The following is a 19,868-nucleotide window of genomic DNA, read 5'->3' on the forward strand; positions in this document are numbered from 1 at the left end:
ATTAGATTTTACTTTTATCTTACTGATTCTAGGTTTCACTGAATCCTTATTTATAATCATTATAATATAATAATAAATCTTTATCACTTAAAAAGCAATGATATTGCTCACACTTAGATGAAATATATAGTCAACTTGGTTAAAATAACAGCAAACAACCCTCGCTAATCGCGAAGGTTGTCATTGATATCTTGTTCTATACTTTTACACCAGAACCGAAGCACCCATCAAGTATTTGTCCACTTCACGAGCAGCCTCACGGCCTTCATTAATTGCCCATACAACCAAGCTTTGACCACGACGCATGTCACCTGCTGCAAATACTTTATCCACATTGGTATTGTATTTGCCGTAACGTGCCTTAACGTTTGTACGACGATCTGTTGCAAGTCCCAGTTGCTCTACCAACGTTTGTTCCGGTCCATCAAAACCAATGGCAATCATGGCCATCTGAGCCGGGAATACACGCTCTGTACCTGGAATCGGCTGATAAATCTTGCGACCAGTCTCATCCACAATACGCTCGATCTGTACTGTATGCAATTCTTTGAGGTTCCCCTCATCGTCTCCGACAAATTTTGTTGTCATGATGGAGAACTCACGCGGATCTTGACCAAACAACGCTTTGGCTTCCTCTTGCGCATAATCAAGTGTGTATACGTTCGGGAATTGCGGCCAAGGGTTGTTAATGCGATCACGTTCCATAGGCGCTTGTGTATGCGTACCGAATTGAGTGATCGTACGACAACCATGGCGCAGCGATGTAGCCACACAGTCAGATCCTGTATCACCGCCACCAATGACGATAATATCTTTATCTTTAGCGGACAGATATTGACCATCTTCCAGGTTGGAATCCAGATAACTCTTAATGCTACCATTCAGGAAATCCATGGCGTAATGAACGCCTTTCAAGTCGCTGCCTTCAATATTGAATTCACGCGGCTTCGTTGCACCACCACACAATACAACAGCATCATAATCATCTACGAGTTGTTGTGCTGCAATATCCTTACCGATCTCGGTATTCGTGATGAATTGAACGCCTTCTGCTTCAAGCAGATCAACACGACGTTGAACTACCTTTTTATCCAATTTCATCGTTGGGATACCGTACATCAACAATCCACCGACACGGTCCGAACGCTCATATACGGTTACCAAGTGGCCTGCTTTATTCAACTGAGCCGCAGTAGCCAATCCCGCTGGACCTGAACCTACCACAGCTACACGTTTACCCGTACGTTTTTCAGGAGGTTGGGGAACTACCCATCCTTCTTCGAAACCTTTTTCAATAATTGCTTCTTCAATCGTTTTGATGGTTACAGGCTGACCGATTAAGCCAACTGTACAAGATCCTTCGCAAGGAGCTGGACAGACGCGACCTGTAAACTCTGGGAAATTATTCGTTTTGTGAAGGCGCTCAAGTGCTTCTCTCCACAGTCCGCGATATACAAGATTATTCCATTCTGGAATCAGGTTATGCACGGGGCAACCTGACGTGCCGCCAATCATATCTATACCTGTATGGCAATACGGGGTACCACAATCCATGCATCGTGCACCTTGTGTTCTGAGCTCTTCTTCAGCCATATGTTTATGAAACTCTTCCCAATCCTTAATCCGCTCCGCTGGCTCACGATCTGCTGGCAGTTGACGTTTGTATTCCATAAATCCAGTAGGTGTAGACATCTTACGTTTTCCCCCATCCGTTCTTGTCTTAATCCCTTCATGTGCATGGTTCTATATGAAATGGATTACTCATTACTTGAGTTTTTGTCTATTGTATCACAAAATCTTCTCGAAGATATTTCAATTATAGTAGCATTTACTGTGCTGAATATTAAATGGATTATCCGCATAATTATTTGTATTTTATACATCATATCTTTCAAGTCTACCCATGGTCAATACCCTTATTTTGGTGTTAAATGTGGTTTTGAACTGCGAAATCTGGTGTTTGTTAAAGAAATAAAAGGTCGAAACGTTAAGTGAATGTCAGATAATTTGTCATCAAATCCAACATATTTTGCTATAAATCGTTCTCAATTCCAAATATCAGACTCGTTTTAGGGCTTCACAACGTTAAAACCTCAAAACTTTTACACTTTTTTACTATTTAATGCTTGGTCGTATGTATATTATACATAAATACCACTTAATTATGTTACATTAATGTTATATGTATTCCAATTTAAACAAGTGACTCTTTTTTTTATAAAAGAAAAGACGCTGTTCACGAATATTTCGCAATCAGCGCCTCTCATCATACAAATACGACCGAAGTCAGGAATTTCTTATGCCATATTTACCGTTTACGTTCATAAAATTCAAAAGTATACGCATGAACATTTTTCTCATCCTGTTCGCCTTCAATCTGTTCAATCAGTTCCCATTCGGACCAATCCACTTCAGGAAAAAACGTATCTCCCTCAAAATTCTCATGAATTTTGGTCACCACAAGACGATCTGCAAGTGGCAGGAACTCACGATACACTTGGGAACCCCCAATTACGCACAGTTCCTCACCTTTGGTTACACTCAGACCCTCTTCAATCGTATGTACGATTTCAGCCTGTTCCACCTTGTAGTTCAGATCTCTTGTCACTACGATATTACGGCGCTGAGGAAGCGGCTTACCACCAAAAGATTCCCACGTGTTACGTCCCATGATAATTGTTTTGTTTAACGTACGTTGTTTGAAAAAGGCCATATCTTTGGGTAAACGCCATGGAATCGAATTGTTTAATCCGATCACACCGTTCTCCCCCATTGCCCATACCAATTCAATACTCAAGGGTAATACACTCCTTCAATCCAAGTCTCTTATCGAGATTGAACACATAATTAGACTGCAATTGGAGCTTTAATGCCCGGATGATGCTGATAGTTCTCAAACTCAAAGTCTTCAAACTTATAATCAAAAATAGAATTCGGCTTACGCTTGATTACCAGCTTAGGTAAAGCATAAGGTTCACGCTCCAACTGCGTTTTGACCTGGTCGACATGGTTAGAGTAGATGTGAACATCCCCTCCAGACCAGATGAAATCACCCACCTCAAGATCACATTGCTGAGCGATCATATGAGTCAAGAGCGCATAACTCGCGATGTTAAACGGCAACCCGAGGAACGTATCCACAGAACGCATCGTAAGCATACATGATAATTTACCCTCTGCAACGTAAAACTGAAACGCAAAATGACAAGGTGGAAGCTTCATATTGTTGATCTCAGCCACATTCCATGCGCTGACAAGGTGACGACGTGAATCCGGATTATTTTTAATCGAATCAATGACTGCGGCGATCTGATCAATTTTTTCTCCGTTTGGCGCTTCCCATGTGCGCCACTGCGAGCCGTATACCGGACCGAGATCCCCATTTTCGTCCGCCCAATCGTCCCAGATCTTCACACCGTTTTCTTTCAGATAAGATATATTGGTATCGCCACTCAAAAACCACAACAGTTCATGAATAACCGATTTGAGATGAATTCGTTTGGTTGTTACCAGCGGAAACCCTTCGGAGAGATCATAACGGAGCTGTCTGCCAAATACAGATTGTGTTCCTGTTCCTGTACGGTCTCCTTTATGCACGCCGTTGTTTAGAATATCCTGTAATAAATCGAGATAGTTTTTCATGTTGATATCCCCTCACTAAAGAATATTTACACTTACCACTCCGATGACAGAACAACCTTCCGATCGCTGTTATCCCCAGATTTTTTGATTTCCTTTTCAAAAGGTAAAATCCGGGGATAAAGGCGAACACTCCGCTTCTTCAGGTTCTTTCTGTCCTCTACGTTCTCGTGTAAAAGATTAGTTTAACTTCAATACTAATTACATAGACCGTGATTGGCTTGGAGCCACATCATAACTGATCATTACTACAGTGTACCACAATTGTGTTGTTCGATAAAATCAATTCACTAAAACTTTTGAGCGTGTAACTTTTCATCATATCACATACACGAGTATCTTAAATTTTTCGGCTCTTGCTCAAAAAAAAGAGACGAATAACGCGTTAACGTCATTCGTCTCTTCTGATATACGTATAATGCCGGACGGATCCGAAGCTTAGATGATCTTAACGGGAGATGATGTGGATCGGGTGACCCATAACCAATTCCGCAGCTTCCATCACGATTTCGCCCAAAGTTGGGTGAGCGTGAATTGTGAGAGCCAGATCTTCCAAAGTAGCGCCCATCTCAATTGCCAAACCAAGCTCAGCAATCAGGTTGGAAGCTTCCAGACCTACGATTTGGCAACCCAATACAAGGCCGCTTTCTTCGTCAGCTACGATTTTCACGAAGCCTTCAGCGTGGTTCAAAGATACAGCACGGCCGTTACCCGCATAAGGGAACTTGCCTGCTTTTACTTTGTAACCTTTTTCTTTAGCTTCTTTTTCAGTGTAACCTACGCTGGAACACTCTGGATCTGTGAACACAACAGCTGGCATACATTTGTAGTCAACTACAGATGGTTGTCCTGCGATTGCTTCAGCAGCCACTTTACCTTCATAAGAAGCTTTGTGTGCCAGAGCCAAGCCAGATACGATGTCACCGATAGCAAAGATGTGAGGAATGCTGGTACGACCTTGGTGGTCAACTTTGACAAATCCACGCTCGTCAACGTCAACCCCAATCATGTCGAGACCCAGTTCTCCATCTGTGTTTGGACGACGTCCAACAGTTACCAGCAGGTAATCTGCAGTTACTTCTTTGGACTCACCATTTACAGAGTACTTAACAGTTACATCTTTATCCGTTTGCTCAGCACTTTCAGCTTTTGCACCCGTTACGATTTCGATGCCTGTTTTCTTCATGTTTTTAGCCACGAGGCTAGTCATGTCTTTATCGAAACCTGGCAGTACTGTATCCAAACCTTCGATGATTGTTACTTTTGCACCGAATTTGGAGTACATTTGACCAAGCTCAGCACCGATATATCCGCCACCGATAACGATCATGCTTTTTGGTACTTCAGGCAAGTTCAGAGCTTCTGTCGAAGACAGAATGCGTCCGCCAAACGGGAAAGGTTTCAGTTCGATTGGACGGGAACCTGTTGCAATAATTGCATTTTTAAATTTGTAACGTGGAGACTCGTGGTCATTGAATACACGAGCTTCGTTTTCGTTGATGAACATGCACTCACCGTTGAAAACTTCAACTTTGTTGCCTTTGAGCAAACCAGCTACGCCGCCAGTCATTTTCTTAACAACGCCGTTTTTAAACTCTTGAGTTTTGCTGAAGTCCACTTTTACGTTCTCAGCAGAGATACCAAAAGCTTCACCGTGAAGTGCAGACTCATATTGGTGTGCAGCAGAGATCAGGGCTTTGGATGGAATACATCCACGGTTCAAACAAACACCGCCCAGTTCGGATTTGTCTACGATCAATACGCTTTGGCCCAGTTGAGCAGCGCGGATGGCAGCTACATAGCCGCCAGGACCCGCACCAATTACTAATGTGTCGATATTGAGAGAAGCGTCGCCTACTACCATATCTTACACCTCCATAACAAGCAGCTCAGGGTTAGCGAGCAGCTGTTTAATGTAATTCATAAAGTTTTGTGCTGTTGCGCCATCGATGATACGGTGGTCAAAGCTCAGGGAAAGAGCCATTACAGGTGCTGCAACTACTTCGCCGTTTTTGATCACTGCTTTTTCGCTGATGCGTCCTGTTCCGAGAATAGCAACTTCAGGGAAGTTGATGATTGGAGTGAAGAACATACCGCCAGCAGAACCGATGTTACTGATGGAGATTGTGCTTCCTCTCATTTCATTCGCGCTCAATTTGCCCTCACGACCACGAGCAGCCAGATCACGGATAGAATCAGCAATCATCCAGATGGATTTACGATCAGCATCTTTGATAACAGGAACGATCAAGCCGTTGTCTGTATCTGTAGCGATACCGATGTTGTAGTATTTTTTGTAAACAATTTCGTTAGCTTCTTCATCAATCATAGCGTTCAGAGCCGGGAATTGGCGGGAAGCCGCAACCAGTGCTTTAACGATGAATGGGAGATAAGTAACTTTTGTTCCTTTTTTCTCTGCAATTGGTTTCATGCGAGTACGGAAAGCAACCAATTCAGTTACGTCCACTTCGTCCATGATTGTAACGTGAGGTGCTGTGTAAGCCGATTTAACCATCGCATTAGAGATTGCTTTACGGATACCTTTGAATGGTACGCGCTCTTCTTCAAGGTATTGATCAGCTGCAGCCGCTGCTGGTGCTGCGGATTTTTTCTCTTCTTGAGCCGGAGCTTCGGAAGATGCCGCTGCGGAAGAACCGCCACCGTTTTTGAAGGATTCAACATCTTCTTTGGTTACTTTACCGTTGTTGCCAGTGCCGTTAACCTGTGCGATGTCTACACCTTGTTCGCGAGCAAATTTACGCACGCTTGGTGTTGCCAGAACGTCTTTGGCAGGTACTGCCGGAACGCTGTTGTTGCCGCCTTCTTTAGCTGCATCCGAGCTGGAAGCTGCTGCAGAAGAACCGCTTGTGTCAGCTCCGCCTTGAGCTGCATCTTTCTCTTGCTCGCCTTGATCGCCAGCAGGAGCGTCGTCTTGCTCAGGAAGTTCGCCTTCTGCATCGATGATCGCTACAACTTCACCAACGTGGCAGATTTGACCGTCTTTAGCGAATACTTCTGTAACTGTTCCGTTAACCGGACAAGGTACTTCCACAACCGCTTTGTCGTTCTGTACTTCCATGATGATGTCGTCGTCAGTTACTTTGTCACCGACTTTGATGTGCATCTTGATGATTTCGCCTTCGTGTAGGCCTTCGCCCAATTCAGGGAATTTATATTCAAATTTAGCCAACTGAAAAACCTCCTTGATTATGTGCTCAATCCTGAAAACAACCCTTAACTCCAAGAAACAACTGTTACTGCTAATGCAAATAACTGTTACTCAAGGGGCTAATGGCTGTTTACAGTGCAGCTTGCGCTGCGGTGTGAATCACCATACTGCGCCTTGCGGCATGTCAGATGATTAAATTAGAAATTTACGACTTTGTTAACCGCAGCAACGATACGCGCCGGGTTAGGCAGCCATGTATCTTCGATTTGTGCAAATGGATATACAGTGTCCGGACCAGCTACACGCAGAACCGGTGCTTCCAGGTGCAGGATTGCTTTTTCATTGATTTGGGCAATGACTTCAGCTGCAACACCTGCGCTCTTTTGAGCTTCCTGTACAACAATTGCACGGTTTGTTTTCTTAACGGAAGCAACGATAGTATCGATGTCGATCGGGCTAACCGTACGAAGGTCGATAACTTCAACTTTGATTCCTTGTTTTTCGAGTTCATCTGCTGCTTTCACAGAAGTGTGAACCATCATACCGTAAGTAATGATTGTTACATCAGAACCTTCACGAACAACGTTCGCTTTACCCAACTCAACAACGTAATCTTCTTCAGGCACTTCTGCACGGAAAGCATGGTACAAGTTCAAGTGCTCCATGAAGAATACAGGATCGTTATCGCGAATAGAAGCGATCATCAGTCCTTTTGCATCGTAAGGGTTAGAAGGAACAACGACTTTGATACCTGGTGTTTGCGTGAGCAGACCTTCCAGGGAATCTGTATGCAATTCTGCCGCTTTTACACCGCCACCGAATGGTGTACGGAATACGATTGGAGAATTGTATTTTCCACCGGAGCGGAAACGCATACGAGCAGCTTGCACTACCATTTGGTCAAGGGCTTCGAAGATAAAACCAACGAATTGGATCTCAGCAACCGGACGGAAGCCTTGTACACCCAGACCTACAGCCAGACCACCAATAGCGGACTCAGCCAGTGGTGTATCAAATACACGCTCTTCGCCAAACTCTTTTTGCAGACCTTCCGTTACACGGAAAACGCCGCCTACATTACCTACGTCTTCACCGAAAAGCAGAACGTTAGGATCACGTTTCAACTCCACGCGAAGCGCATCACGGATTGCTTCTTTCATGTTCATTTGTGCCATTTGCTTCATTTCCTCCTTAAACATTGACAGTTCACATTTGAATTCGTACATGTATACCGGGACATTAAAGTCACGGATGTTTATGCTTTATCGGAAAAAACTTATTGGAAATCAGCTTTTTGCTCTTCCAAGTGCTTAGGCGTTTGTTCGAACATGCTGTCGATCAAGCCTGAAATCGTCATTTTCTCGGTTTTTTCCGCTTTTTTGATCTCTTCATTTACTTTAGCTTTTGCTTCTTCTTTCACACGTGCTGTATCTTCTTCAGTCCAAAGACCTTTTTTCTCAAGATATTTAGCGAAACGTGCGATAGGATCTTTAGCAGACCATTCTGCCTCTTCTTCTTTTGTACGATACTTGGAAGCATCATCCGAAAGGGAGTGAGGACGGAAACGATATGTTACTGCTTCGATCAATGTTGCGCCTTCTCCGTTACGTCCACGCTCAGCAGCTTCCTGAACAGCTTTGATAACAGCGAAGATGTCCATACCGTCAACTTTAACACCTTTGATACCTGCTGCTACCGCTTTGTGAGCGATGGACAGAGCTGCTGTTTGTTTAGCAAAAGGAGTTGTGATGGCATAACCATTGTTTTGTACGAAGAAGATAACAGGCAGTTTGTATACACCAGCGTAGTTCAGACCTTCATAGAAGTCACCTTCAGAAGAACCGCCATCACCTGTGTAAGTGATAACAACTTGTTTTTGTTTCTTCAATTTGTAACCCATAGCGATACCCATTGCATGCAGAATTTGTGCACCAATGATGATTTGTGGCATCAATACATTAACGCCATCTGGAATTTGTCCACCATGTTGGTGTCCACGGGAGTACAAGAATGCTTGATAAAGAGGAAGTCCATGCCATACGAGTTGCGGAATGTCACGATAGCCAGGACATACAAAGTCTTCTTTTTCAATTGCAAATTCACTACCAACCATTGTAGCTTCTTGACCAGATACTGGAGCATAGAAACCAAGACGACCTTGACGGCCCAGGTTTACTGCACGGTCATCCCAAGTACGGGTAAATACCATGCGGTACATAATTTCTTTTAATTGATCATCGGAAAGTGTAGGCATCATGTCTTTGTTAACAATTTCGCCGTCAGGAGACAGCACGGACAGAGCTTCTACATCCTCTGTATACACTTCATAAGGAACCTTGCTCATTTTTTTCTTCACCTCAACAAAAAATTTGAATATCAAGTTCCGCTGTTATAATATTATTATACACCTGTTTCACTCCATACGTCAAAGAAATCCGTAATTTTTTTATGTTTCCTGCCGGATTGTATGTATAACAGGGGATTAATATTGGTATAACAGCATAATACATGATTGCGTGTTTGACCTAACCCCGCACAAGGGTAATCTTACCGTATTGCGCGGTCGAATGCAAAAAATTAACCGAGAAAGGTGACGTTTTATGACGGATTCCCGCTATTTGAAACGCACGATTGTGAAGGAAGAGATTGAAAGTCGCTATCTCGGAGAGAAGCGAACGCTCCGTATTTACCTCCCTCCGGGCTATAACGAATTACTTAGCTACCCTGTCGTATATTGTCAGGATGGCGAAGAATTTTTTAATTTCGGACGAATTGCTACAACAGCTAACCAAATTATTCTGGACGAAGGAGCCGAACCTTTCATTATTGTAGGGGTTCAGGTCGATGTGTCTGTGAGAACGCAGGAATATGCTCCATTCGGAGATCGGTTCAAGGCATATACCGCTTGCTTCGCTGAAGAGATTATTCCCTATATAGAAGAGAAATATCCTGTGCGCCGTTCTCCGCAGGAACGCATTCTTGCCGGAGACTCGCTTGGTGGCAGTGTTTCGCTTCATCTTGCTCTGTTATATCCGGATCTGTTCACACGTGTCATCAGCATGTCTGGTGCCTTCTACTCTGCTTCACAAGAAATCTATGCCGCAGCTGAAGATCTGTCTTGGCTCTCGATCTGGATGATCGTTGGTTTACAGGAAACTGCCTTTAAGGCAGATACCGGTACGTATGATTTTGTTCAATTAAACCGGGATACTCGAGAATTGCTGGAAAAACGTGGTGCCCTCGTCTCCTATCAAGAGAAAGACGGAAAACACCAATGGGGTTTTTGGCAGAAGGAATTGCCCGAAGCATTACTTTATTTTCTCCAGGAGAGATAAAAGGACCACATTAACAGGCGGCTGAAATGCCGCTATTGTTTTTCATTTTAATGATACCGCTTACAATTGTAATCTGAAAAAGAAGCAGGATGTCCTGCTTGCTTTAAGTGCTCTAATCCTGCTTCTTTGCCCGATTACAAATTAAGCATGAATTTCGTTTACTTTTTAAGCTAAGGAATGTTCCGCTTCAATCTTTCTCAACAGAACATCGCAGCCTGCGTTAACCAGCTCGTACACCTCTTCAAAATTGCCTGTGTAATACGGGTCAGGTACTTCTCTGAGTTTTTCCTCGGGAAGCATGTCCATGAACTTGATGATGTCCGCCTCAGCTCCGCCTGGAACGTTGCGCACATTATCTGCATTGGAATTGTCCATACACACAATGTAATCAAATTGAGTAAAGTCTTCGCTGGCGAACTGTCTTGCTGCCATGTTGGCATAAGAAATCTGGTACGAATCCAGCAATTTTCGAGTCCCTTCATGCGGAGGTTTACCAACATGCCAGTCCCCTGTACCCGCTGAGTCCACACGAATCTGGTGTTCAAGCCCCTTCTCCAGGACTTTGTGACGCAAAACGGCTTCAGCCATTGGTGATCTACATATATTGCCCAGACATACAAACAAAACATTAATCATATTAATCCCCCTTGCTTAACGTACCTTGCAGTACCGACGATGTTGGCTGTGTCACAATGCTCTCCGGCTGAGGAGTGACGTTCCCGGTCTCAGATGGCACCAACGAACGACGTGGCAGTTTCCATTTATAATGTACAGAACACATCCGGAAGAACACAACGGCCGCGAAACAAAATAATAATCCGGCATTCGTTGTTAACCAACCCATACCTATAACAAAACCGGCTGTCATTGCCCATACAGCATAAATTTCGTCACGCAATACAAGCGGTTTACGTCCCGCAAGCACATCACGAATAACGCCTCCACCAATACCGGTCATTACTGCTGCAACGATAACTGCGCTAATAGGATGTCCCATGTTCGCCGCGTACAGCGCCCCTTGAATTGCAAATGCTGCGAGTCCGATTGCATCAAACAACGCCTCTGTTCGCTTCCAGTGACTTATCCACTTGAGAGGCAATATAAACGCAATCGCTACAGATACTAAGGCTAACATAATAAGTGATCCCTGACTCCACAGTGTCGTTACAGGTATACCTATAAGTACATTCCGGATAATCCCGCCTCCGAATGCCGTGACAAGTCCAAGCACTAGTACACCCAGAATGTCATACTCCTCTTCCATTGCTACGAAGGCACCGGACATTGCAAATGCGATAGTGCCTATAATGCTGAATACTTCAAAAATGTGTAAGTCCAACCTGTTCAAACCTCACTTTTCAAGTCATCTCCATGTCGCTCTACCCATTGTATCCGCGAGCACTGAAATTGTGCAACCACATTTTGTGGATTATACTGGTTTGGTGAATATATTTGTACAGGTTCCAACATTATATTTGAACAATGAACTATTTTTCTCTGAACTAGGAAGGATGAAATAAAATGACGGTGAAACGGATAGTTATTTTTACAGGCGGAAACTTATCTGTAGAATTACTTCAGGAAATACGAGAAGATGATATGATCATCGCGGCCGATCGCGGTGCATTATTTTTAATTGAACACGGCATTCAGCCTCACATTGCAGTTGGAGACTTCGACTCCATTACTGAAGAGGAACGTATCATTGTAAGCAACAATAGCATTCGGTTCATTACATGTGACCCTGTTCATAAGGATCTTACTGATACAGAAATGGCTTTTGAGACAGCGCTAGATTACGAACCTTCTCACATCTTAATGTTAGGTGCTACAGGTACACGTATGGATCACACTCTCGCTAATGTACATATCATGGTTCGCGCGATGCAACATCATATCTCCTGTGCCATTCAGGACAAACACAACTACATGACACTGACCACATCCAAAGCTGTGGTTGAACACCGAGACTATAAATATGTTTCTCTGCTGCCCTTGACTCATGAAGTTGCAGGAATAACTCTAGATGGTTTTATGTATCCGCTAGATCAAGCCACCATTCGCATGGGACAATCCTTGGGTGTAAGCAACAAGCTCTTAGGCTCCTCCGGTACAGTCACTATTGATAGTGGCTTATTACTGATAATTCAGAGCAAAGATTGAATCTATTCGAATGCTTCATAGTTATTTATTACGTTTTTGTAACCAGTGATTGAATGAAGAAAATAGGTTCACACATAACAAAGACCCTTGATATTCAAGGGTCTTTGTTGTTTCATCTTTATTCTTCGTCCGTCAATGATTAATTTTTTGACATTTTTAATCATATTTTAATAAACATACCCAAACCATTGTGGCGCAAGGGATTACACTTCCCTATCCAATTTCTAGGCTGTTACAAAGCTGTTATACTCGCTCTAGCAACTTAACGAAAACGAATTTTGGAGGTACTAACTAACATGAAAACAAACATCTTTGTCCAAAAGGCCGTAACCGTCGGGTTGTGCGCTACACTAGGTTTTGGAGCTGTATTAATGACTAACGCACCTGTTGCACAGGCAGCAACTGCTTCTGTATCCACAGGTCAACAGATTGTTAACTATGGTAAACAATTTACTGGAACTCCATATAAATTTGGTGCTTCAACATCAACAACCAAAGTTTTTGACTGTTCTTCTTTTATGAAATATATTTTCAAAAAGTATGGTGTAGATTTGCCGCGCACTTCCGTGAAACAATCCAAAGAAGGTAAAGCTGTGTCTAAAGCTAATCTGCGTGTCGGAGATCTGGTATTCTTCTCCAGTGGTAGCCGGTCTACCGGTTCTAATGTCACTCACGTAGGTGTTTATGCGGGAAATGGTAAGATTCTGCATACGTATGGATCTCCAGGCGTAACCCTCTCTGATCTGGACTCTGGTACTTGGAAGAGAACGTATGTTAAAGCTCGTCGTGTACTTTAGAATTATATATTGCTAGTAAGTAAAGGCCGGACGATATGTTCCGGTCTTTTTATTTACCCTTTTTTCGCCACAGTCTAAACTGGAGTTTCATGGAATTCGGTGATACATCTAATTTTTATCATGAAGCATGTAACCGATCCCACGCACCGTATGAATCAGTTTCACACTTCTTCCCTTATCCACCTTAACCCTTAGATGTTTAATATACACATCCACAACGTTGGTATCCATCGCATACTCATATCCCCATACTTCCCGCAAAATATCACTCCGGGTACATGCTTCATTTACATGCAGGGCCAGGAATTCCAGCAATTCGTACTCTTTTGGCGTTAATGTCAGGTATTCACCCGTACGACTTACCCTTCTTGAACGCAAATTGACTTTAAGATCATGAACTACAATTACTTCCTCACCCTCTGGTGTTGCATTCGCAAAAACACGCAATAAATTTCGTATTCTGGCAAGCATCACGGTTAAGTGGATCGGTTCCTCCATCACGTCATTAGCTCCGTAATCCAGCCATTCCACGATGAACTGAGGAGATGCATTTGAAGTAATAACCAGTAGAGGTATAACCTGACCCTTATCTATCCATCGTTTTAACTCTAATTTCTGATCCTGGCCACAATGTTCATTTCCCTCTTCCCGTTCTACCAGGATGATCAGTTTAATATGCAGCAACGAAGGCTCGACGGATTGGTTTAGTTGGGACCACTTCATTCGTTGCACCTCGTACCCTTCGCTACATAAAATATCCTGAATACGGCTGACCTGTTCTCCTGCTCCAATCAGCAAAATGACTGTTTTCACTCTTTTTCACCCGGCCTGTCTCTATCCCCACTGCTCGCAGCAATGGTTGGTACAGATAGCATGCCGTAATATGAAAAAGTCCATTCCCTCAAGGGAACAGACTTTGCTTCTTTCTTGCTTTAACCAAAGTAGCGATGGACGAGCGTACGTGCTTCAGCTGTGTCTTTTGTTCCGTGTACGAGGACACGTCCATCTTGGAAAATAACCATTCTATGGACTCCTGTTGTAAAAGAAACCAGAAACGGATTGGATTCCACTTTTCCTTCTTGAAGCCTGTTCAGACGTTCCGCCGTATGTTGAAGATCCAGATTCATACGCCGTGCAGGTCGGATCTGAACGGTGTCCCTGCCACATAACACATCGGTTTTCTCCAGATTGGACGCAGAAAGATATGGATATGTTGCCGAAGTGCCGCAGGAAGGACAGTCTTGCTTTTTCGCACCATCCACATTGATGGATATGTATTCGTTCCTCCACACGTCAAATGACAATAACTTACGTCTCAATGCATTGGCATTGCCACTAAGTAACTTCATCGCTTCTGCTGTCTGATTTGCCGTTACCATCTGTACCGCTTGAGGTATGATACCAGACGTATCACATGTATCTCCACCCAGAGGGACTTCACCCAGCAAACAATTTAAACATGGCGTATCTCCAGGCATAAACGTATAGGTGATGCCGTAACTACCTACGCATCCACCATAAATCCAGGGAATACGGTGTTTCTGTGCCATATCGTTAATGAGTAATCGTGTATCAAAGTTATCCGTTGCATCCATGATCAAGTCGGTATGCTGAACGAGTTCTTCCAATTCATCTACTCTGACATCCAACACTTTCCCTTCCACATGAACCGTGGAATTAATGGCAGATAACCGTTTTTCCGCTGCCACCGCCTTCGGCATCCGTTCAATCGCGTCCTGTTCTACATATAATTGCTGTCGCTGCAGGTTACTCCACTCCACATAATCACGATCCACAATTGTTAAGTGTCCAACTCCTGAACGAACTAACGTTTCTGCAATTCCTGTTCCGAGTGCGCCAGCGCCTACAATTAAAACTCTGCTGCCCTTTAATCTGGCCTGGCCTTCCTTGCCAAGTGGCGCGTAACGTTCCTGTCTGGAATAACGAACCGCCTGTTCTGAGGATGTTAATTGATCTGTCATGTATGAACCATTCCTTCCACAGGACTACTGGCTGCTGCATAACGCTTTACGGGAATCATGCCTGCCTCATATGCCAATCTACCTGCTTCTACCCCCAATCGCATCGCTTTAGCCATGCTCACTGGATCCCCTGATCCGGATACGGCTGTATTTAACAATACGCCATCTGCACCAAGTTCCATCGCATAAGCAGCATCTTTTGGGGAGCGCAATCCTGCATCCACAATTACAGGTACAACGGCCTGCTCAATGATGATCTCAAGGTTATAGGGATTGATGATGCCTCTGCCAGCTCCGATGGGAGAAGCGCCAGGCATTACAGCATGTACGCCAAGCAATTGTAGCCTTTTGGCCAGAATGACATCATCCGAAATATAAGGCAATACCGTGAAGCCCTTTTCAAGCAAAATTTCGCAAGCCTTGTACGTTTCAATCGGATCTGGGAGTAACGTCATTCCATCTCCGATGACTTCGACTTTTATCATATCACAAAGTCCTGAAGCCCGCGCAAGCTCGGCAATTCGCACCGCCTCTTCCGCATTGGAAGCTCCAGCCGTATTCGGAAGAAGAGTGTATTTGTCCAGATCCAATGTATCCAGGAAATGCTTCTGGTTGCGCTCCTCCAGATTCAGACGACGAACAGCAAAGGTTAAAACTTCCGTTTCAGATGCTTCCACAGCCTGACTTTGCACTTCCAGATCCGAAAACTTGCCTGTTCCGAGCAACAATCTGGACTCAAACGTATATTTACCAATATTCAACATCATCAACCGCCTCCTACAAAATGTACAATCTCAATTCGATCGCCTTCTCTTAATGCCGTTGACTCATGATACTCACGGGTTAAAATATGCTTGTTCAGCTCTACAACTACAGTCTTGACTTGCAGATCAAAAGATTTAAGCAGTTTATCCACACGATTCAATCTGTCTTCAATCTCCATCCGTTGACCATTAACGATGATATTCACTGCACCACTCCCTTTCTGTTCAATCGCTCCGGACTCAGCGCCTCAATTCCGAGTTCTTCTGAGCTTTTGCCAGCGAGCAACTCAGCGATAAGCCTGCCTGTTATCGCACTAAGCAAGATACCGTTGCGGTAATGCCCAAAGGCGGCGAACAGCCCTGGTATACTCTTGCAAGCACCTATATAAGGCAGTCCATCTGGAGTTGCCGGTCTTACGCCTGCCCACGCTCGCATAAATTGTGCTTCTTTCATCCCAGGTACCCAGTGGGTAGCCGCTGTTAGCAGCTTCTGGACACCCTGTACAGAAACGTTAAGATCCGTTCTGCCTGGCAGACTGGTTGCCCCGAGCCAAACTTCGCCATTGGCTTTGGGAACAATATAGATATCCTCTGCATACACCGTTCTGTCAGGTCTGTACCCTGCATGTTCATCTGAGAACTGAACGGCGGCTATTTCTCCTTTTACCGACCACACAGGCATGCTCAGATTCACATGTCTCATCAACTCTTCACTCTGTAATCCAGCCGCTATAATGACATGTTTGCATCTCATCTCACCGATCGATGTGGTGATTCCCTGCACGCCAAGTTCGTTTGCTTGCACACGTATATCCTGTATGTCCTCCATAACCCGTGCTCCCAATGCTTGAGCGGATTCAGCATATGCCTTCGTTAGATGGACTGGAAGAATCTCACTCTCGTAAGGTCTGTAGTAGGCTCCATACGTATCTCTGTTAAGCCATGATGCCTCCTGTTGCACAACGGAACGATCCCACCATACCTCATCAGCAGAAGCAGACAACGCAGACTTCCGATTGTCCTTATAACTACTTAATTCTCTGTATGAACGAAAAGGAGTTAGGAATCCCTGGCGTTGCAGGCCAGTCTCTACCTCACTGAGTGTAGCCATTAGCACCTGTTGCTCGATAAGTAACTGTCTACTCTGTCTGGCAAGCTTAGCCATCAAAGGATGAGCAAAATCCTCACTGTCTGCCGCCAGCATTCCAGCCGCCGCGCAAGAAGTGCCTCCTGCAATCGCCGAACGCTCCAGCAACAGCACATCCTGTCCACGGGAAGCAAGCTCATAAGCGATAGCACAACCAACAACGCCTCCACCTACAATAATCGTTTCTGCATGAAACTTATCTGGTTTATCAATAACGATCTCTTTCATCCTCTCATCTCCTTGATTCAGGGACTCAGACTTTCTGTAGCAACGATAGCCTGCCTTAATAATGCAGCCGCCCGATCCGGTGACTCGCTCGCCCATACATTCGAGATCACGGCGACTCCCTGTGCCCCTGCAGAGCGAATAGCTTGAATGTTTCCCGGTTCGATGCCCCCAATCGCCATGACAGGAATGGAGACACGCCTGCACACTTCAGCAAGAGCATGTAATCCTCTGGGGTCAAGATCAGGCTTACTGTTGGTTGAGTAGACATGCCCGAAGAAAAGATAATCGGCTCCCCGTTCTTCAGCGATTTTTGCCTCATCGATTGAATGAACAGATACACCCAGACGAAGGCGCTGCACATTGCTTATAACAGCAGGGTTATAATTTCGTATCGCATCTTGCCCCCAATGTACACCGCCATAAATGTCATTCTGTGGAGGAAGTTCTGAACTATTGATAACAATGCGGCAAGATGGAATGCCAACGCTACGCAGACTTTGAGCCCAACCGATCTTGTCTTGCCATGTGAGTTGTTTTTCTCGTATGTGAATATAGTCCACCAAAGGCCAAACGTCCTTTGCAGCTTTTACAAAAGATGCCTGATCCCCTGCACCCGTAGATACAACATGCAATTCAAATGATTCTTGAACATGTTCATGAGAAATTACCGTACTGTTCATCTCCTTCCAGACTTGAATGCTATGAAAACACAAAAAAGCCACTCCCGTAGGGGAGTGGCTGCGTATTAATTATAGGACCAGATGACTGACTGATACATACAGTTCATTTCGTGCAATAAAGCTATAGACCTTATAGCCATAACGTTATACACGCAACTGCATGTTTCAATTTACTAAGCAAGACGGTTGAATTCTTTCGAATTGCCGTTTGCTCACGTCATTCACTGAAACGCGCTCGCCACTTCCCTACGCTGGTATGATCCAGATCAGGTGCAAAGGGTCCGGAATCGCATTCTTCCATCTCAGCCGCATCGTGCGGCCCCCCTAGTGTTCATATGAAGTTGTAGCCTATGTTACCATAGACGGTTTTTTTTGTCACCGTCATTTCTGTTAAACATTGTCTTGAATCGTTTAGTTTTTCTCAGACCATTCTTCGACATTCCATGTTTTGGTGACCCATCCCTCGTAGAAATCAGGTTCATGAGATACCAGTAACACCGTTCCCTTGAATTCTTTCAAAGCACGCTGCAACTCCGCTTTGGCTGTGACATCCAGATGGTTCGTCGGCTCATCGAATAGAATCCAATTGCTTTCACGCATCAAGAGTTTGCATAAACGAACCTTGGCTTGTTCTCCACCACTCAGCATATTAAGTGGACGAGTAATGTGCTCATTTTTCAACCCGCAGCGAGCGAGATGACCTCGGACCTCATTTTGGGTCAAATGTGAAAATTCATTCCAGACATCCTCAATCGGCGTGATATTCCCAGCACGAACCTCCTGCTCAAAATAGGCTGTTTCGAGGTAATCTCCTAAGAAAGTCTTTCCACTGAGTGGAGATATTTTTCCCAGGATGGTTTTCAACAGCGTCGATTTACCCACACCATTACAACCTACGATGGCAATTTTCTCACCACGTTCGATTGTCATTGTCATCTTAGGCAGCAAAGGATACGTATATCCAATTTCAAAATCAATACCCTCAAAGACCGTTTTACTGCTCGCACGGGCATCCTTGAATTTGAACGTTGGTTTGGCCGCTTCATCTGGGCGATCAATACGTTCAATTCTGTCCAGCTGTTTCTCCCGACTCTTCGCTCGACCTGAAGTTGAAGCACGTGCCTTGTTACGCTGAATGAAATCTTCCTGCTTCTTGATGTACTCTTGCTGTTTCTCGTATGCATCAATATGCTGGGCTTTATTCATATCAGCCATCTCGAGGAACTTGTTATAGTTCGCTGCATATCTCGTTAATTTGGCAAATTCCAAATGATAAATGACATTTACGACTTCATTCATGAATTCCGTGTCATGGGAGATTAAAAGAAACGCGTGCGGGTAGTCCTTCAGGTAACGTGACAGCCATTCAATGTGCTCTACATCCAGATAGTTGGTCGGCTCATCCAGCAAAAGAGCTGTAGGTTTCTCAAGCAGAAGCTTGGCAAGAAGCACCTTGGTACGTTGTCCACCACTTAGAGCTGCGACATCCCGATCAAGACCAATTGCGGACAAACCAAGACCATTGGCCATCTCTTCCACTTTTACGTCAATCAGATAAAAGTCGCCCTGTTCCAGTTGTTCCTGAATATCGCCCATCTCTTCCAGCAACTGCTCCAGCTTATCTGGATCTGCATCTGCCATCTGGTCCGTAATATTCATCATTTCTTTTTCCAATTCAAGCAACGGAAGGAATGCATCCTTAAGCACGTCACGAATGGTTTTGCCTGGGGTAAGCTTCGTGTGCTGATCCAGATATCCATAACGGACCTTAGGTGTCCATTCCACTTTTCCACTATCTTTAAGCAATTTACCGGTAAGGATGTTCATTAATGTGGATTTACCCACACCATTGGCACCAACAAGTCCTACGCGCTCTCCGGCAAGTAAACGAAATGATACATTTTTAAATAACGTGCGATCTCCAAAATTGTGACTTACGTTCTCTACTGACAATAAACTCATAA

Annotated in this window: 19 protein-coding genes and 1 riboswitch; of the genes, 3 read left to right on the forward strand and 16 right to left on the reverse strand. The window is 44.3% G+C overall.

The features are described 5' to 3' along the window. Window positions 1–204 precede the first annotated feature (204 nt). From QNO02_RS17500 to pdhA, 7 genes are all read right to left on the reverse strand, one after another. Window positions 205–1,692, reverse strand: a complete 1,488-nt coding sequence (locus QNO02_RS17500) for a glutamate synthase subunit beta (RefSeq protein ID WP_289389509.1) — start codon at window positions 1,690–1,692, stop codon at window positions 205–207. Window positions 1,693–2,308: 616 nt separating this feature from the next. Beyond that, window positions 2,309–2,797 (reverse strand): dihydrofolate reductase, encoded by a 489-nt coding sequence (locus tag QNO02_RS17505; RefSeq protein ID WP_036613663.1) that lies wholly within the window; start codon window positions 2,795–2,797, stop codon window positions 2,309–2,311. A 50-nt stretch (window positions 2,798–2,847) separates the two neighbouring features. Then, window positions 2,848–3,642, reverse strand: a complete 795-nt coding sequence (gene thyA / locus QNO02_RS17510) for a thymidylate synthase (RefSeq protein ID WP_091029380.1) — start codon at window positions 3,640–3,642, stop codon at window positions 2,848–2,850. A 445-nt stretch (window positions 3,643–4,087) separates the two neighbouring features. After that, the gene (gene lpdA, locus QNO02_RS17515; RefSeq protein WP_036613658.1) at window positions 4,088–5,503 is read right to left on the reverse strand and encodes a dihydrolipoyl dehydrogenase; all 1,416 of its coding nucleotides are present in this window, start codon (window positions 5,501–5,503) and stop codon (window positions 4,088–4,090) included. 3 nt (window positions 5,504–5,506) lie between these two features. After that, the gene (locus QNO02_RS17520; RefSeq protein ID WP_133385187.1) at window positions 5,507–6,829 is read right to left on the reverse strand and encodes a dihydrolipoamide acetyltransferase family protein; all 1,323 of its coding nucleotides are present in this window, start codon (window positions 6,827–6,829) and stop codon (window positions 5,507–5,509) included. Window positions 6,830–7,005: 176 nt separating this feature from the next. Further along, on the reverse strand, window positions 7,006–7,983 hold the full coding sequence (locus QNO02_RS17525) for an alpha-ketoacid dehydrogenase subunit beta (protein ID WP_076210115.1): 978 nt from the start codon (window positions 7,981–7,983) through the stop codon (window positions 7,006–7,008). Window positions 7,984–8,084: 101 nt separating this feature from the next. Continuing rightward, window positions 8,085–9,152: a pyruvate dehydrogenase (acetyl-transferring) E1 component subunit alpha gene (gene pdhA, locus QNO02_RS17530; protein ID WP_017688072.1), complete on the reverse strand. Its 1,068-nt coding sequence runs from the start codon at window positions 9,150–9,152 to the stop codon at window positions 8,085–8,087. A gap of 256 nt (window positions 9,153–9,408) precedes the next feature. Here pdhA and QNO02_RS17535 point away from each other — a divergent pair, with 256 nt between their 5' ends. After that, complete coding sequence (locus QNO02_RS17535; RefSeq protein WP_091029375.1) at window positions 9,409–10,143, forward strand: alpha/beta hydrolase; 735 nt, start codon at window positions 9,409–9,411, stop codon at window positions 10,141–10,143. Window positions 10,144–10,308: 165 nt separating this feature from the next. Here the strand turns inward: QNO02_RS17535 and QNO02_RS17540 are convergent, their stop codons facing one another. Beyond that, the gene (locus QNO02_RS17540; protein WP_091029372.1) at window positions 10,309–10,779 is read right to left on the reverse strand and encodes a low molecular weight protein-tyrosine-phosphatase; all 471 of its coding nucleotides are present in this window, start codon (window positions 10,777–10,779) and stop codon (window positions 10,309–10,311) included. Window position 10,780: 1 nt separating this feature from the next. Continuing rightward, a complete protein-coding gene (locus QNO02_RS17545) occupies window positions 10,781–11,482 on the reverse strand; it encodes a trimeric intracellular cation channel family protein (protein WP_091029371.1) in 702 nt (233 codons plus the stop codon). 182 nt (window positions 11,483–11,664) lie between these two features. Between QNO02_RS17545 and QNO02_RS17550 the strand changes: the two genes are divergently transcribed. Continuing rightward, on the forward strand, window positions 11,665–12,306 hold the full coding sequence (locus tag QNO02_RS17550; RefSeq protein WP_091029368.1) for a thiamine diphosphokinase: 642 nt from the start codon (window positions 11,665–11,667) through the stop codon (window positions 12,304–12,306). A gap of 296 nt (window positions 12,307–12,602) precedes the next feature. Further along, window positions 12,603–13,103 carry a C40 family peptidase gene (locus QNO02_RS17555; protein WP_091029367.1) on the forward strand — a complete coding sequence of 167 codons (501 nt, stop codon included), beginning with the start codon at window positions 12,603–12,605 and terminating at the stop codon, window positions 13,101–13,103. 108 nt (window positions 13,104–13,211) lie between these two features. Here QNO02_RS17555 and QNO02_RS17560 read toward each other — a convergent pair whose 3' ends face one another. From QNO02_RS17560 to QNO02_RS17590, 7 genes are all read right to left on the reverse strand, one after another. After that, complete coding sequence (locus QNO02_RS17560) at window positions 13,212–13,916, reverse strand: response regulator transcription factor (protein ID WP_133385189.1); 705 nt, start codon at window positions 13,914–13,916, stop codon at window positions 13,212–13,214. A 119-nt stretch (window positions 13,917–14,035) separates the two neighbouring features. Then, window positions 14,036–15,085, reverse strand: a complete 1,050-nt coding sequence (locus QNO02_RS17565) for a ThiF family adenylyltransferase (protein WP_289389511.1) — start codon at window positions 15,083–15,085, stop codon at window positions 14,036–14,038. Next, window positions 15,082–15,849 (reverse strand): thiazole synthase, encoded by a 768-nt coding sequence (locus QNO02_RS17570; RefSeq protein WP_289392812.1) that lies wholly within the window; start codon window positions 15,847–15,849, stop codon window positions 15,082–15,084. Before QNO02_RS17570 ends, QNO02_RS17565 begins: the two co-directional genes overlap by 4 nt. 2 nt (window positions 15,850–15,851) lie before the next feature. Next, window positions 15,852–16,055 carry a sulfur carrier protein ThiS gene (thiS, locus tag QNO02_RS17575; RefSeq protein WP_133385191.1) on the reverse strand — a complete coding sequence of 68 codons (204 nt, stop codon included), beginning with the start codon at window positions 16,053–16,055 and terminating at the stop codon, window positions 15,852–15,854. After that, window positions 16,052–17,224, reverse strand: a complete 1,173-nt coding sequence (thiO, locus tag QNO02_RS17580) for a glycine oxidase ThiO (protein WP_165980203.1) — start codon at window positions 17,222–17,224, stop codon at window positions 16,052–16,054. Before thiO ends, thiS begins: the two co-directional genes overlap by 4 nt. Before the next feature lie 17 nt (window positions 17,225–17,241). Further along, window positions 17,242–17,937 (reverse strand): thiamine phosphate synthase, encoded by a 696-nt coding sequence (locus QNO02_RS17585; RefSeq protein ID WP_133385193.1) that lies wholly within the window; start codon window positions 17,935–17,937, stop codon window positions 17,242–17,244. A gap of 193 nt (window positions 17,938–18,130) precedes the next feature. After that, a riboswitch (TPP riboswitch) is annotated at window positions 18,131–18,240 on the reverse strand. Between the two features lie 75 nt (window positions 18,241–18,315). Next, window positions 18,316–19,866, reverse strand: a complete 1,551-nt coding sequence (locus QNO02_RS17590) for an ABC-F family ATP-binding cassette domain-containing protein (protein ID WP_133385194.1) — start codon at window positions 19,864–19,866, stop codon at window positions 18,316–18,318. Window positions 19,867–19,868 lie beyond the last annotated feature (2 nt).

The organism is Paenibacillus sp. PK1-4R, from assembly GCF_030369595.1.
Classification (GTDB): Bacteria; Bacillota; Bacilli; order Paenibacillales; family Paenibacillaceae; genus Paenibacillus.